10 protein-coding genes and 1 tRNA gene are annotated in these 15,464 nt (G+C 41.7%); 8 read left to right on the top strand and 3 right to left on the bottom strand.

Annotation, left to right across the window (positions count from 1 at the left end; genetic code table 11):
- Positions 1-3: 3 nt before the first annotated feature.
- The 8 genes from ABFY09_RS02655 to ABFY09_RS02620 all read left to right on the top strand — a co-directional run bounded on the left by ABFY09_RS02655 (position 4) and on the right by ABFY09_RS02620 (position 10,193).
- A complete protein-coding gene (locus tag ABFY09_RS02655; protein ID WP_347982741.1) occupies positions 4-1,350 on the top strand; it encodes an FAD-binding oxidoreductase in 1,347 nt (448 codons plus the stop codon).
- A gap of 43 nt (positions 1,351-1,393) precedes the next feature.
- Complete coding sequence (locus ABFY09_RS02650) at positions 1,394-2,503, top strand: hybrid-cluster NAD(P)-dependent oxidoreductase (protein ID WP_347982740.1); 1,110 nt, start codon at positions 1,394-1,396, stop codon at positions 2,501-2,503.
- A 521-nt stretch (positions 2,504-3,024) separates the two neighbouring features.
- The gene (locus tag ABFY09_RS02645; protein WP_347982739.1) at positions 3,025-3,999 is read left to right on the top strand and encodes a LysR family transcriptional regulator; all 975 of its coding nucleotides are present in this window, start codon (positions 3,025-3,027) and stop codon (positions 3,997-3,999) included.
- Between the two features lie 585 nt (positions 4,000-4,584).
- Positions 4,585-5,757, top strand: a complete 1,173-nt coding sequence (locus tag ABFY09_RS02640) for a glycine betaine/L-proline ABC transporter ATP-binding protein (protein WP_347982738.1) — start codon at positions 4,585-4,587, stop codon at positions 5,755-5,757.
- A 29-nt stretch (positions 5,758-5,786) separates the two neighbouring features.
- Entirely contained in the window at positions 5,787-6,734 is a 948-nt protein-coding gene (proW, locus tag ABFY09_RS02635) for a glycine betaine/L-proline ABC transporter permease ProW (protein WP_347982737.1), read from the top strand.
- 132 nt (positions 6,735-6,866) lie between these two features.
- Positions 6,867-8,396, top strand: coding sequence for a choline-sulfatase (gene betC / locus ABFY09_RS02630; RefSeq protein ID WP_347982736.1), 1,530 nt, complete (start codon positions 6,867-6,869; stop codon positions 8,394-8,396).
- A gap of 133 nt (positions 8,397-8,529) precedes the next feature.
- The gene (locus ABFY09_RS02625) at positions 8,530-9,537 is read left to right on the top strand and encodes a GlxA family transcriptional regulator (protein ID WP_347982735.1); all 1,008 of its coding nucleotides are present in this window, start codon (positions 8,530-8,532) and stop codon (positions 9,535-9,537) included.
- Between the two features lie 579 nt (positions 9,538-10,116).
- Positions 10,117-10,193, top strand: a tRNA-Ile gene (locus tag ABFY09_RS02620).
- Between the two features lie 321 nt (positions 10,194-10,514).
- On the opposite strand, the gene ABFY09_RS02615 is transcribed toward ABFY09_RS02620, so the two are convergent.
- From ABFY09_RS02615 to ABFY09_RS02605, 3 genes are all read right to left on the bottom strand, one after another.
- Positions 10,515-11,894, bottom strand: a complete 1,380-nt coding sequence (locus tag ABFY09_RS02615) for a DEAD/DEAH box helicase (RefSeq protein WP_347982734.1) — start codon at positions 11,892-11,894, stop codon at positions 10,515-10,517.
- 101 nt (positions 11,895-11,995) lie between these two features.
- On the bottom strand, positions 11,996-12,877 hold the full coding sequence (locus tag ABFY09_RS02610; protein ID WP_347982733.1) for a transglutaminase family protein: 882 nt from the start codon (positions 12,875-12,877) through the stop codon (positions 11,996-11,998).
- A complete protein-coding gene (locus ABFY09_RS02605; RefSeq protein WP_347982732.1) occupies positions 12,874-15,453 on the bottom strand; it encodes a circularly permuted type 2 ATP-grasp protein in 2,580 nt (859 codons plus the stop codon). The genes ABFY09_RS02610 and ABFY09_RS02605 overlap by 4 nt, the downstream gene beginning before the upstream one ends.
- Between the last annotated feature and the right edge of the window lie 11 nt (positions 15,454-15,464).

The raw sequence follows: 15,464 nt of genomic DNA, 5'->3' as shown, positions 1-15,464 counted from the left end.
AATATGACACAGAAAAGAATTTCGCGACTTCCTAAAGACCCTGGGCCTTCAGCCTGGAATAGCATTATTGAACCTGAAACCGGCTATGACTCTATTGTTAATGACATTGAGACAGATTGGGTAATTGTAGGCGGAGGCTGGGCTGGATTAGCAGCGGCTCGTAGATTAAGTCAATTATTGCCCAAAGACGAGACTATCACTGTCCTAGAAGCCAAACGTATTGCCGAAGGGCCTGCTGGTCGCAACAGTGGTTTTATGATTGATTTACCTCATGATTTGAATTCTGAGGCCTATGCGGGCAACAGTGATAATGATTTAAAGCAAATTAAGTTAAATCGACATGCAATTGATTTTGCTGAATCAGCGGCGATCGAATATAACATGCCTAAAGCTGTTTTTAGCCGACCAGGAAAAATTACAGCAGCCTCTACAGCGCAAGGTGTGAAACATATCAAGAGTTACAGCCAGCACCTTGCTGAAATGGGAGAGTCTTTTGAGCTTAAAGACGCTGATTCTATGCGAGGAATAACAGGCTCATCCTTTTATATGGCCGGCCTTAAGACGGAAGGTGGTGCTATGGTGCATCCAGCAGCGTACATTCGAGCTTTCGCTAATGGTTTGCGTAGTCGTGTGCAGATTTTTGAAAACTCTCCAGTGCTAGAGCTAAAAACAGGCTCATCGCACGTATTAAGTACGCCAAAAGGTAAAGTCAAAGCTCGCAATGTTATCTTAGCAGTTAATGGCCACATTCAATCCTTTGGCTTTTTTCCTAAGCGTTTAATGCATGTATTCACCTATGCCTCAATGACTCGAAAGCTTTCATCTACCGAGCTTCAACTCTTAGGAGGAGAGCCTGATTGGAGTCTTCTTCCAGCGGATCCGATGGGGACGACTGTACGCAAAATTTCAGACTATTCAGGAAGTGGAGATCGCATTATTGTCCGAAATTTGGCCACAATGAACCAATCCCTAGAAGCGCCTATAAACGATATGAAGCGTGCTGAATTTATGCAGGATAGGTCTTTCAAGAATCGTTTCCCAATGCTACAAAATGTCGATATGGAATATCGCTGGGGCGGGCGATTATGTCTGTCACTGAATGCTATGCCTGCATTTGGAGAGCTTGAATCGAGAGTTTGGTCAGCCTGTTGTCAAAATGGTTTAGGGACAGTGAAAGGAACCTTATCTGGTATTGCTGCCGCCGAGCAGGCGGTACTGGGTAGTTCAGATTTTCTTACCGATTTTTTAGACCATCAAGCACCCAGTAAATTACCTCCTGAGCCGTTTTTGTCGTTAGGTGCAAATATGATGATGCGCTGGAAACAATGGCAAGCCGGAAAAGAACTGTAATTGCATAGCACTCTTGTTTACCCTCAGCCTTACGGAGAGCACCATGAGCAATTTTAAAACGTCTGACTTTATGAATACCATGAGAACCCAAACATGGAGTAATGGTCGCCATCTTGTTAGATGTGTCAAAGTTATTCCCGAAACTCATGACGTAATGACTTTTACGTTTAGTATGAATGAACCTGTGCTGTTTTATTTCAAGCCGGGCCAGTTTGTGACTTTAGAGCTTGATATTGCTGAAGAACGTATTATGCGTTCCTACACAATATCCAGTTCGCCTTCCATTCCATATAGTTTTTCAATTACAGTGAAACGTGTGGCTGGTGGGGTCGTCTCAAATTGGTTGCACGATAATTTGAAATCAGGCGATCAAATAGCTGTTCATGGTCCAGTCGGTAACTTTAACTGCATGGATTTTCCCGCTGAAAAAGTACTCCTATTATCAGGGGGGGTGGGAATTACTCCTGTCATGTCTATGGCCCGGTGGTGGTTTAATACAGACTCTGAAGTGGATATGGTTTTTGCCCATAGCGCCCGTTCCCCCAAAGATATTATTTATGCGAAAGAGTTAGAGTATATGTCAACTCGCATCGACAATTTCAAGATGCACCTGATATGTGAGCAAACAAATATAGGCCAATCTTGGGGAGGGTATCGAGGCTATTTAAACACTCATATGTTGCAACTGATGGCTCCTGATTTGGCAGAAAGGGAAGTCTTTTGTTGTGGCCCAGAGCTCTACATGAAAGCAGTACGTTCCATGCTGCAAGAGCTTGGCTTTGATATGTCTCGTTATCACGAAGAGTCCTTTGGAGAGACACCTGAAAAAAATGTTGAATTAGCAGAAAAACACGCTGAAGAAGCTGCGCTAGAAGATAAAGTGCCGAAAAATCTGGTGACATTACGCATACCTGAAATGGACATAATGAAACCTGTTGAACTCAACGGAATACTCAATGAAGCGGCCGCTGGAGTAGGTGTTAATATCCCAAAAGCCTGTGGCGTTGGGATATGTGGCTCTTGCCGTGTGAAAGTGGTTCATGGTCAGTACGAAATGGATCATAACGGTGGCATTAGCCAAGAAGAAATTGATTTAGGGTATGTTTTATCGTGTTGCACTCGTATAAAAGGGGATATTGAGGTGGAGCTTTAATTACCTTATATAAATAGCATTCTTCTTTATGCTAACGTTTTTCTGTATAAGAGGCTAAGGTAACTCTTAGCCTCGAATTTCTCGTTTGTAATCTAAAGCTCTGCGAGAAGCACATCGAAATAGCGGCTTTTCATGATTATTAAGACACTCCCTTATCTTGTCACCTAGACATTGGCTACCCACTCTTATGACTCAACGTATTTCTGTCCCCATGCTAAACCTCATAGAATAAGCGCTATCTGTATTTAACCCACTTATATAAAAATCACCTAATCTAAGCGTTACGATTGCGGAACAAGATACTTTAGTATGCAACAGTCAAAAAGATCAGTTATTGGAACTGGCTTCTTCATGCCCAGTTAATCTTTGTGTAACTTTAGCTTGGAAGCAAAGCTACTTGGTATCGATGTTGCTTGAGTTACGCATTACTAACAGTTAGCGACGATCTTTTCAGTTAAGGCTGAATCATAAAACTACTCTTAAACCATAGATTACACAGAATTGGGGGAGCCGAAAATACAATGGTAAAGCATTCAGAGCCAGATAAAACCTTAGTCAAGATGCCTTCATTAAGAGCGGTTAAGTCTTTTGTTGCTGCAGCAAAATATCAGAACTTTACTCGAGCTGCAGAGTCCTTATGCGTAACTCAGGCAGCAATTAGTCGTCAAATAAGAGAGCTAGAGTTTGCGCTAGGTGTCGAGCTGTTTCAGCGATCGGGCAGAACTGTCACACTGACCGAAGCGGGTAGACAGTTTTATGATGCTGCTTATTTATCCTTCATGAATATTTCGCAGGCTGCACAACGTATACAAAAGGTAGAGCCAGTCAAACATGAGTTGACGGTTTTTTGTTCACCCGCCTTTACATCTCTTTGGTTAGCCCATCAGTTGGTCAGTTTCTTTGACGAGGTACCTGATACTCATGTGAATGTGATTTCAACAAATCAGCTGATACATGATCTAAATACTATTGAGGGTAAAGAGCCTGATGTTTTTATTAGTAAGGTCTATGACCCAAGGGAGGGTTATAAGTCTATCCCCTTGTTTCATGACATTATCTATCCTGTTTGCTCGCCTAGTTACTTAGAAGAGCATTCAGATATTAAAGATGTGCACTCGTTAATTGATGCAGACTTTTTAAACTTAACACCATATGGAAGAGATCAGGTTGCTGAGCATGTTGATTGGAGTGTGTGGTTAAAAGCTTTTGGTATTGATTACTCTGAACAAACAGGAAAAAAACACTTCAATTCTAATGATTATTGTATGCTTATTCAGATGGCTGTCACAGGCCAAGGCATTTGTTTAGGTTGGCATCACCTGGTGAGACAGTTGGTCAAAGATGGAAAGTTGGTGCGTATAACAAGCCAAGAGCTTAAGTATACAGAAAAATATCACTATTTAAGCTACCCGGAAAAATTTGAAAATAATCCCGCTTTCGTTCAGTTCCGATCATGGCTACTGCAACGTTTACATGTTCCTCTACCGGACCTTTAAGCAGAGTGCAGAGCGACTCGTTCAGCTTGACCTTATATAAATTTCAGTAACTGGGTTATGACGGAAAAGTAGTTATGCATTCATAATGAATTGCAGTGCTCTACTTTAGAGTCGATGGTATTGGCTTATTTAATTATGTTACGTGCCCCCAGGCTCTTTTTTACAGTCACAGACTCTTTTTTACAGCCACAGATAGTATTGCAAATACAGTTCAAAGATATGAACAACATGTTAGATTGGTTGCGTTTAGCAGGAACGTTTTGAAGGTAGGCATGACTTCTTCACTCTCATTCGGTTAGTGATTTAGTTGCCTATATCGTGGAAAAAACCAAATTCGCTTTTTTATATACTAAAAGTTATCAAAAGGTGCGTTTTTAGTGTTGTGCACTGTAAGAATGCCCCAAAATAGAGCTTTTTGGTTCCATTAACCATTACCTAGACTTATTAATGAGGCTAAGAATATGTGATTGGACGATGTCTCATAAAGTTCTTACTGTAGAGTAAGTAACTTTATTTACCTGTTAGCTTATCTAAAAAGTCCAACGGCTATGCACTACAAATGATTAAGAATTTGATGAGGTTCATATGAGTAACACACAAGAAATCCTAGAAGTGAGTAATGTCTTCAAGGTGTTTGGTGATACCCCAGATCGTGCAATGGATATGTTGCGAAATGGTGCGACAAAAGAACAAGTATTAAGCGAAACAGGTCATAACGTTGGCGTTTTTGATGCAAGCTTTAGTGTCAATCGAGGTGAGATTTTTGTGATTATGGGCCTATCCGGCTCAGGTAAATCCACTCTGGTACGATTGCTTAACCGACTCATTGAGCCAAGCTCCGGTAGTATCAAGCTTAAAGGCCAAGACATAACCAATTTTAAAGACAAAGATCTGTTAAATGTCCGTAGGCAAGATATGAGTATGGTATTTCAGTCTTTTGCACTCATGCCTCATATGTCCGTGATCGAAAATGCTGCATTTGGTTTAGAAGTGGCTGGACTTGATAAAAAGACACGTCAGGAACGTGCTTTAAAAGCTTTGGAGCAAGTTGGATTAGGAAGCTACGCTTTTAGTCGCCCAGATCAATTATCCGGTGGTATGCAGCAACGTGTTGGTCTTGCTCGTGCTTTGGCAAATGACCCGACCATTCTCTTAATGGACGAAGCTTTTTCTGCGTTAGACCCCCTGATTCGTCATGAAATGCAAGGTGAATTGATTCGATTGCAAAAAGAGCAAGAGCGAACCATTGTATTTATCTCCCATGATCTAGATGAAGCCATTCGTATTGGTGATCGAATCGCCATTATGGAGGGCGGTCGAATCGTCCAGATTGGTACTCCAGAAGAGATTATGAATAACCCCGCTGATGATTATGTGGCTTCATTCTTTAAAAGTGTTGATGCGACAAAAACAATCAAAGCAAAAGATATTGCTCAAAATGATGCATTCACTGTCTCTACAACTACCACTCAAGCTATCGACTTAACGGAAGTCTCCGGAAATTATGCTTATTTATTAGATGATGAGAATCGTTTGGTTGGTGTTGCGACAATGAAACAAGATGGTACAGACACTCTTCAATCATTGATGGAGCAAAAAATGGCCGTGGAATACAGTCTAAATGGTTCAACCACATTGAAAGATTCTATTAACCTAGTGCATCAATCTTCTTATCCCGTTCCTGTATTAGATGACCACGGCGTCTACATAGGTACTCTTTCAAAAGACCATACTCTAGCTATTCTAGCCAACAACTAATTAGAGCAGACCACAAAAAGGTGAATACTATGATCGATGTTAGTTTTTTAGACCCATTTCAATTCTTTACCATTCCTGTTGGTGAGTGGGTAGAGTCCGCTCTGAATTATCTAGTACATAATTTTCGTGAGTTTTTTCGAGCTGCTCGCTGGCCGATTGATCAGATTTTAGATTTGGTAGAAGGCATTTTAAGCTTTATTCCACCATTGATTGGAATCCTATTGTCTGCGTTGTTTGGTTGGCAGGTGGCTGGGCCTCGTATGGGAATTTTATGCGCGGTTACGTTAACCTTAATCGGTTTGATCGGAGTGTGGGAACAATCCATGATAACCCTTGCTCTGGTGTTTACTTCTCTATTTTTCTGCGTTGTGATAGGTATCCCTCTTGGCATTTTAAGTGCCCGTTATGATCGAGTAGAGAAAATAATTCGACCGATTCTAGACGCCATGCAGACCTTGCCTGCCTTTGTTTATCTGGTGCCTGTCGTTATGTTGTTTGGTATTGGTAATGTCCCAGGTGTGTTGGTAACCATCATATTTGCTTTACCTCCTCTCGTTCGCTTGACGAACTTAGGTATTCGACAAATACCAGAAGATAAAATCGAAGCGGCTCGTGCTTTTGGCTGTACAAAACAGCAAATGTTAATCAAGGTGCAACTCCCTCTTGCCACTCCAACTATTATGGCCGGTATAAATCAAACCTTAATGCTGTCTCTATCTATGGTTGTCATCGCCTCAATGATTTCTGTAGAAGGGCTGGGTCAGATGGTTCTTAGAGGTATTGGTCGACTCGATATGGGGTTAGCTACAGTGGGCGGACTTGGCTTGGTTCTTTTGGCTATTTTCTTAGATCGTTTAACACAATCCATGGGTGAACAGCGCGTAGCTAGTGGCTCTGTTAGCTGGTATCAGGTTGGCCCGATTGGTATGGTGTTGTCATTGTTCGATGGCAAGAAAAAACGCGTTAAATCAAATTAGGCCTGTGACCGCCTCTCTATATCAAAGAGGCTTGATAAGCGATTTGGGTCAATTTACTGACTCGCTAATGATCATTCGTATGATGCCTAAGTGCTTCATAGCAAGAAGAATATTGTGAAAGGAATAAATGAAATGGGAAAAAAGCCAAATATTGTTTTGATTATGGCAGACCAACTAGGTGCTAAGTTTCTTCCTGCTTATGGTCATAAGGTTGTTAAAACGCCCAATATTGATCGCCTCGCTGAAAAGGGAGTGGTATTTAAAAACGCTTACTGTGCATCTCCTTTATGTGGCCCATCAAGAATGTCTATGATGACTGGCTTATTGCCCTCAGCAGTAGGTGCTTTCGACAACGCCTCAGAACTGCCCGCTTCCCAGCCTACCTTTGTGCATTACATGCGTCGACAAGGTTATAAAACCTGTCTTAGTGGAAAAATGCATTTCGCCGGCCCTGACCAATTACATGGATATGAGAAAAGAGTAACGACGGACATCTATCCAACAGATTTTGGTTGGACGGCTAATTGGTATGACCATGAAGCGAAAGTACGTTTTCAAGATATGACTAATGTTTTGAACGTAGGGCCTTGCACTCGATCCATGCAGATAGATTATGATGATGAAGTGGCTTACCGCGGAATTAAGCAAATCTACGATTTTGCACGTGAAAAAGATGATAACCCTTTCTTCTTAACCATTTCTTTTACTAACCCTCATGATCCATATACGCCGCTTGAAAAATATTGGAATCTTTATAACGATGCTGAGATTGATTTGCCAGAAGTGCCCTTTATTCCATTAGAGGATCGAGACAGTCATAGTAAACGCCTTTATTATCATTACTCGACTGACGAAGCTAATCTTAACGAAGCGGATATACGCCAAATGCGTCATGGCTATTATGGCTCAATAAGCTATATAGATGACAAAGTGGGTGACATTATGTCGGCCTTAGAAAGCTCAGGCCAACTGGAAGATACCATCGTCATTTTCACAGCTGACCATGGTGATATGGCCGGAGAAAGAGGGATGTGGTACAAGAAAAACTTTTTTGATCATTCACTTCAAGTTCCATTTATTGTTACGGCACCAAAAATCTTCTCAGCAAAGTATGTGGATAATGTAGTGTCCCACCTAGACTTTTTACCCACCTTTGCAGCCATGTCTGGTTGTTCTGATGATGAGATTCTAGAGACCAACGGATCCAACCTTATGGGGCTTTTATCAGGTGAAGGTGATCTTGAGGATCGACCTGTAAGGGCTGAATATTTAGCGGAAGGGGTTTTTGATCCTGTGTTTATGATACGCAGTTCAAAATATAAATTCATTTATTCAAAAGACGACATTAGTACTCTTTATGACATGGAGAATGACCCTAAAGAACGTTACGATCTTTCTCTTAGTGAAGAGCATAAGGAATTGATTGCAGAGTATAAAAAAGACGCTGATAGTTATTGGGATAATGAGGCGTTAAAGCAAAAAATTATTCTTGATCAACAACGTCGCAAGCTTGTTTTTGAAGCTCAAAAGCAAGGAGAATTTCCTAAATGGGATTATCAACCATTCGAGGATGCTTCTAAGCAATACGTTCGCGCAGGAATATGGACGACCGTCGCAGAAGCCGCGGCTTATTTAGCACCTCAAAATCCAGTTGAAAAATAAGCAAAATATAAATCGATTAGCCTTCTGAGTGTCAGTTTTATCAGAGAAATGATTCATGAAAATAAAAGAAATGGTTCATGAAGATAAGAGTGAGAAGGAAGGTTAATGCATTTCCATATAGGCTATGTTCATCATGGAATCCAATCATCTTAGAAAAATACATAACTATGGATTTGTGTTAGTTGAAGACTTTTCTTTACTGCCGATGACATCCGCCATTGAAGCGATGCGAATGGCAAATCAGTTATTAGGTTTTACGGCTTATTCTTGGTCAATTATTACCCAAAATGGGGAGTCCATTAAAGCCAGCGATGGTTTACGTATTCATGCCGATTTAGATTTTAGTGCTGATTTTAGTCAGTTTAATACTATTTTTGTATGTGCTGGGATCAATGTTGATAAGAGAAGTAACTCCGTCCTCTTAAGATTTTTAAGGCAATTAGAGCAAGAAACAGAGCTTGTCATTGGCTCATTATGCACGGGTTCATATTTATTGGCTCAAGCGGGGTTGTTGCAAAACACACGTTGTACCATTTCATGGGATCATATGGAGATGCTATGTGAGACTTTTCCTTCCTTGAATGTCGAAAGCTCAATTTTTATTGAAGAGAATCAACGCCTTACTTGTGCTGGTGGGACGGCGCCACTCGATTTAATCATGAACATAGTTTATAAAGATTTTAGTCGGGACATCAGTAACCAAATCAGTGAAGTATTTTTAACAGAGCGTATGCGTGGAGAGGGGGAAAAACAGAAAATCCCATTAAAAGCGTCTTTAGGTAATAGTCATGAAGCCTTAATCGATGCAATAGGTATCATGGAAGAGAACACCGAGGAGTTAGTCGATTTAAATTCAATTGCTGAATACGTTAATATTTCTCGTCGACAGCTAGAGAGACTGTTCAAAAAAAACCTACAAGATAGCCCTTCTCGTTATTATTTAAAAATTAGGCTTAATAAAGCTCGAAGACTGTTGATGCAAACTAATATGTCAATTACTGATATAAGTATCTCCTGTGGATTTTCTAGCACAACATTATTTTCTAACAGTTATCGTGGTTTCTTTGGCTTTCCTCCTGGAGTGGATAGAAGGAACAATAAAAATAATAAGATTGAAGGTTTTAATTCTATGTGGTCATAACTATCAGACATGATTAGCCATATAGGTGCGCTAAGCCACTTTTTGTATTTATTGTCGCGTATGAATAAGGCTGTTGCCTTTATTGATTCTGCCAACTCTTTTTGAGTTCTTCTATCAAGCGTTTGTCTGGATCTAAAGGCGCTTTATCTTCGGTAAATTCGCTATGTTGTTCGTCTAAATACTATTTTTCCAACGCGCTACCGCGGTAGCGCCAGCACTAGATATACCCATGATCTGGTGCTTGGGATAGTGCTCTTTAATCATCATTCTGGCGTATTTATACTTTTTTTAGGTGCGTAATTTGATCGTGTTTTGCAGGACTTAGTGATCATGATGGCTTTCTTTTAAAAAGTGAAAAATGTAATTAAGGGTTTTTGTCGTGAATAAGTATTTTTGACATGTTTATGTTCTTTAAGATTTTGATTTATATAGAATTATTGTTTTTTTAAGAGGCTCTAATCTTCTTGGTCGTGCCATTTGACGTTACTGATTGGTAAACTTAATAACTTTTATTGGTTTTAAATGCTATTCACTTCTTGGCAAGTGTTAGCCATATCGCTATAATGCGGATCGTTTTTCGGGCCTGTAGCTCAGTTGGTTAGAGCATCCGACTCATAATCGGCAGGTCCCCCGTTCAAGTCGGGGCAGGCCCACCATATAAAAAAAGGCGTAGAAGGTTAATTCCTACTACGCCTTTTTTATTGCCTGTGATTTTGGGTGTTCTAAGGGTACTTGTCAGAGAAAGATGATGTACCTTAGAAAACGAGATTAAACTGTGGACTTCCCAGACTTTACTAGACACCTATTAACGTTAAAACCTAGCCAATAAATTTAAAAGCCTTGTGTCACTATTGAGCATAAAAAATTAGCAATAGGGTGATGCTTTAGATTATGTGCCATTGAAGGCTTATGCTCTTCATAAAAAAGCCCTTAGTGATTTTTCGCTAAGGGCTTTTATGTATCTAACGACTCAGAACCTAGTTTCGATCTTGGGCCGGTCGGCGATTTTTTCGAGCAGGCGCAAGAGGTTTACTACGCAAGCCTTGGCCAGATGTCACGTCGGCTTTTGGTGCTGCTGGACGACGATTACCAGGTTTGGTTGTGCTGCCTTTTTTTGGACTGTTTGTGTTTCTTGCTCCACTATTTTGATCACGAGGCAATTTTGGCTTTTTAGGCTTCTTAGGCTTGATAGGGCGTGTATCCAATGTGGTATCTGGCAGCATGTGCGTTGGCATGAAATCATCTTCATAACGACGCTCAATCAGTTTCTGGGTTAAACGCTCAATCGCACGCAATTGATCAAGTTCATCAGCAGCAACCAATGAAATCGCTTTACCTGTTGCGCCAGCACGGCCAGTACGACCAATACGGTGAACATAGTCTTCTGCTACGTCTGGTAGGTCAAAGTTGACCACATGAGGCAATTGCTCAATGTCTAGGCCACGAGCAGCAATGTCTGTTGCAACAAGAATTCGAATGCGGCCATCTTTAAAGTCCGCCAATGCACGAGTACGAGCCCCTTGGCTTTTGTTGCCATGGATGGCGCTGGCGCGTATGCCTGCTTCTTCCAGTAATTTGGTTATTTTATTGGCGCCATGTTTCGTGCGAGAGAAAACTAATGCTTGATCCCATTTACCGTCTTTGATGAGTTTAATCAGTAGTTCGGTTTTACGCTTTTTATCAACAGGATGTAGCCATTGCTCTACAGAAACGGCAGTGGCATTGCGTGGCGTGACAGAGATTTCTACCGGGTTATTTACTAGGCCTTTTGCTAGTTGGCGAATTTCAGGTGAGAAAGTTGCAGAGAATAGTAGGTTCTGACGTTTCTTAGGTAGAATCGCTAATATCTTTTTAATATCGTGGATAAAGCCCATATCCAGCATGCGGTCGGCTTCATCTAGTACAAGCATTTCTAGCTTATCAAAGCGAACGGCTTTTTGATTGTATAAATCCATCATACGGCCAGGTGTTGCGATTAAAATATCAGCGCCGCGACGAAGAGCCATCATTTGCGGGTTAATTTTAACACCACCAAAAACAACTGTAGATTTGAGAGATAGATGTTGGCCGTAGTTTTTGACGCTTTCAGCGACTTGAGCAGCTAATTCACGTGTTGGCGTTAATACTAATGCGCGAACTTGGTTGTTTTGTGCATTTTCACCATGGCTTAGTCGTTCAAGCAAAGGTAAAGTAAAACCGGCTGTTTTGCCTGTTCCTGTTTGGGCTGCAGCCATTACATCTTTGCCTTCAAGAATGGATGGTATTGCCTGAGCCTGTATTGCGGATGGCTCAGTATAACCTTGGTCTTGAATCGCTTTTAAGATGTGGGCAGAAAGCCCAAGTTTGTCGAAACTCATAGATGTTCTCATGTTTTATCAAAGGCGGGTGCAAAACTGACCGATCAGGTATGCAATAATTGTGTGAAGCTTACCCTATATTGGCTCTACATACTATCAAGCTAGATTCTTTTTACGTCCACAGAGACAGCCAACTGTTGTGATCCACCCCCTTCAAAGATAACGCCTTGTAATGGTGTGACATCAGAATAATCTCGCCCCCACGCCGTCACAATATGTTGATCGGTTGGCATTAAATCGTTGGTCGGGTCAAATTCAATCCAACCTAGTTCAGGGATAAAAACTGCAAACCAAGCATGTGAGGCGTCAACACCAACCAGCTTTTCTTGTCCTGGTGGTGGCAAGGTTTCTAAATAGCCACTCATGTACCTTGCTGGAAGGCCGACAGAACGCAAACAGCCTATCGCCAAATGAGCGAAATCCTGACAAACCCCACTGCGCTGTTTCAGAACTTGTTCTAACGGAGTCGCAACCGTGGTGGTGTTTGGGTCAAATTTGAATTCAGTGAAAATTTTATGAGTAAAATTAAGTGCCGCTTCTAAAATAGGTTTTTCATCACTGAAAGTGCTTTCAGCATATGCTTTTAACTCGCTCGAACTGCGTATTTGAGGCGAATCTAGTAGATACTCTTTTGCCATGCGCAATTCTGGCGTGTCTGGTGCGCTTAATAGGTTTCGCAATTCTCCACAAGTCATCGCTGGGAGAATTTTTTCTTTATAGGCGTCTATCGGAACGATTTCAAAATCAGTTGAAACGTCGATGACGAGTTTCTTGTGCGCCTCTTGGATTGAGAAATAAAAGGTCTGGTTGCCAAAATAATCTTCGCCTTCGCTTTTATAAATCGGTGGGGGATTGATCTGAATCTTTTGATTAATACAGCGTTGATTACGAGTGTCTCTCGGCAGTAGATGCGCCATGTTATAGCATAGACTGACTGGTGCACCGTAGGTATATTCCGTTATATGTCGGACACGATATTTCATAAATTATTTTCCCCAATGGCTTTCATCAGAGGTTGAGGTCCCGCTGTATGGTCAAAGTATTTATCACTGATTAAAACGGTGAATTGCTCTAACTGTTCGAGCAATTCAGTCATTAGCTGTTTAAGCGCGAGACGACTTTGAGTTGTTTCGTCGATTGCTGCCAGTTCTTCTAAGTCAGCCAATTGGATGTCATTCAGTGATTTAATGATGATTTTATTTTCTGGGCTGAGTCCAGCCGTTGTAGTCTTATTTCTTGGTAGCTCTTTGATGTAACGGCGTAATTGCTCCACTTGATAAAGCAGGGAGCGAGGATTTGTGCCGTCGATCATTAATAAGTCTAAGCCATAAGCGACGCGCGCGCGGTTACGATAGCGACGGCGGAAAGAAATTAAGGCCTCAACACTTAATAAAACAGATTCCAGAATTTGTTGCTGAGGCACATCAGGTAAAGGCTTGGTGAGCGCTGAACGAAGCAAGGTGGCCGTTTGCAAAGCTCGCTCAGTACGACGACCAATTTCTTGGAATGTCCAGTCTAGACCGCGCAACATACTTTCATGATTAAGACCTGATAGAGCCAGTAACGATGTGACTAAGCTATCAAGAGACTCTTCTGGTGCAGAAGGTAAACCATTTGTGTAAGCTCGATCCAATTCATGAATATGATCGCGTAACTCGTTGATAATAATACGAGTGTCAGCGGAGAGCATCTCTTTTGCTTGTTCACTGCAACTGAGCATTGCTTGCAGATTTGCCTTGATGGAACCGGCTCTGCTGGCGTCAGTAATAAGCGAAACCAACTCCTCCTCTGGGTTGGCTAATAGAGCTTCATCAGCTTCTACAAAACCCGGTAAACAGCCCGTTTGGATTGATGCCATTTCAAGCAATGTGCGTTTACTTTCTTCTGGTAAAGGGTCTACGCCGTTCATTTGTTTGAATATAGTTCGAAGTAAGCGCATGCCAATTTCAGCTCGCTCAGCGTAGCGCCCCATCCAGAATAAATTTTCAACTACTCGGCTTGGTAAGTTAGCTTGTAATGCTTCGTCTTGTAGAAGAATTTGTTCGCTGTTGTTTTTCGTTGGTTGCTCTGGCTCTGCAGCTAGAATCCAAGTGTCTTTGCTTTTGGAGTGAGTGATATTGGAAACAATTGCTTCTTTGTCCGATTCACCTGCGCGAGATAAACCGCCAGGCATAACAGTGTAATCTTTTGAATTCGCTACAGTAAAAGCACGAAGCAAACTTGGTCGAGCCTGCATTTTTCCATCTAACCAGACTGGCGTCATTGACCCTGGAATATAGCTTTGTGCGACGTAAAGATGAGGCTGATTTTTAATTTTCTCGATGGTGCTGTGTTTCTGCTCAGGAGTCAGTGTGTGGCCGTAAATACTGCAACTATTGTGTTGTCGACTTGCTGGTTTAATAATTAGGTTGCTAATGTTTTCAATGACATAAGCCAAATCAGCTTTGTCGCCACACCACCAAGAGGCAACAGATGGCAGCGTTAATTGCTCGCCCATTAAGAACTCACTAATAGCAGGTAAAAATTTGACCAGAGCTGGCGCTTCTAAAATGCCACTGCCTAATGGGTTTGCAAGCACAACATTACCTGCACGAACCACTTCTAATAGACCTGGCACACCTAAAAATGAATCCACTTTCAGTTCAGCTTGGTCGCAATAGGAGTCTTCTACGCGACGTAAAATCACGTCGACTCGAGCTAAACCATTGAGAGATTTCATCCAAACCGCGCCATTTCGCACGGTTAAGTCACTGCCTTGGACTAAAGGAAAGCCCAAGTAGTTGGATAGATAAGCTTGTTCGAAATACGTGCTGCTAAAAGCTCCTGGTGTCAGCATGACGATACGTGGTGTGTCTGTCCATTCACAGGCAAGAGAGGAAAGCATGTTTTTGAAGGACTGGAAGAAACTGGCTAAGCGTCGAACTTGGCTGTCACGAAAGCTGTTCGGAATCACACGAGAGACAACGGTGCGATTTTCTAAGGCGTAGCCTGCACCGCTTGGTGCTTGTGTTCGGTCTCCAATAACTTGAAATTGCCCAGACGAATCGCGAACTAAATCCACCGCATGTAAAAGTAATTGGTGAGCGCCAGGTACGGTAACACCATGACATTGGCGTAAAAAGCCAGGGTGACTGAAAATGATTTCAGAAGGAACAATGCCGTTTCTTAATAATTCTTGTGGACCATAAAGGTCTTTTAAGATGAGATCAAAAAGGGTCGACCTTTGCGCTAGACCTTGTTCAATCGCTAGCCATTCATCGGTTGGAATAATATTCGGGATAAGATCCAATGACCAAACGCTGGGAGTAAGAGGGTCACTGTTTAAGTTGTATGTTGCACCGTCTTCGCGAAGAATTCGTTGGGCGCGTCTTTGTCTGTCGAGCATTTCTTCATTGGTAAGATTGCTCATACCTCGTAACATTGGCTCCCAATGTTTACGAGGTTGGCGATCACTCATGAAGGTTTCATCATAAGCATTAAGTGGAATGTCATAGGCGGAAGATAACGTCGGCTTTTCATCTATCACCGACGTTATAAAGTTACCTGTTTGAAGTTGCATAATGTTCTTGA

Origin of the sequence: Marinomonas sp. 5E14-1, assembly GCF_039939215.1 — a bacterium.
Taxonomy (GTDB): Bacteria; Pseudomonadota; Gammaproteobacteria; order Pseudomonadales; family Marinomonadaceae; genus Marinomonas.
This window is presented reverse-complemented; position numbering and strand designations above follow the sequence as displayed.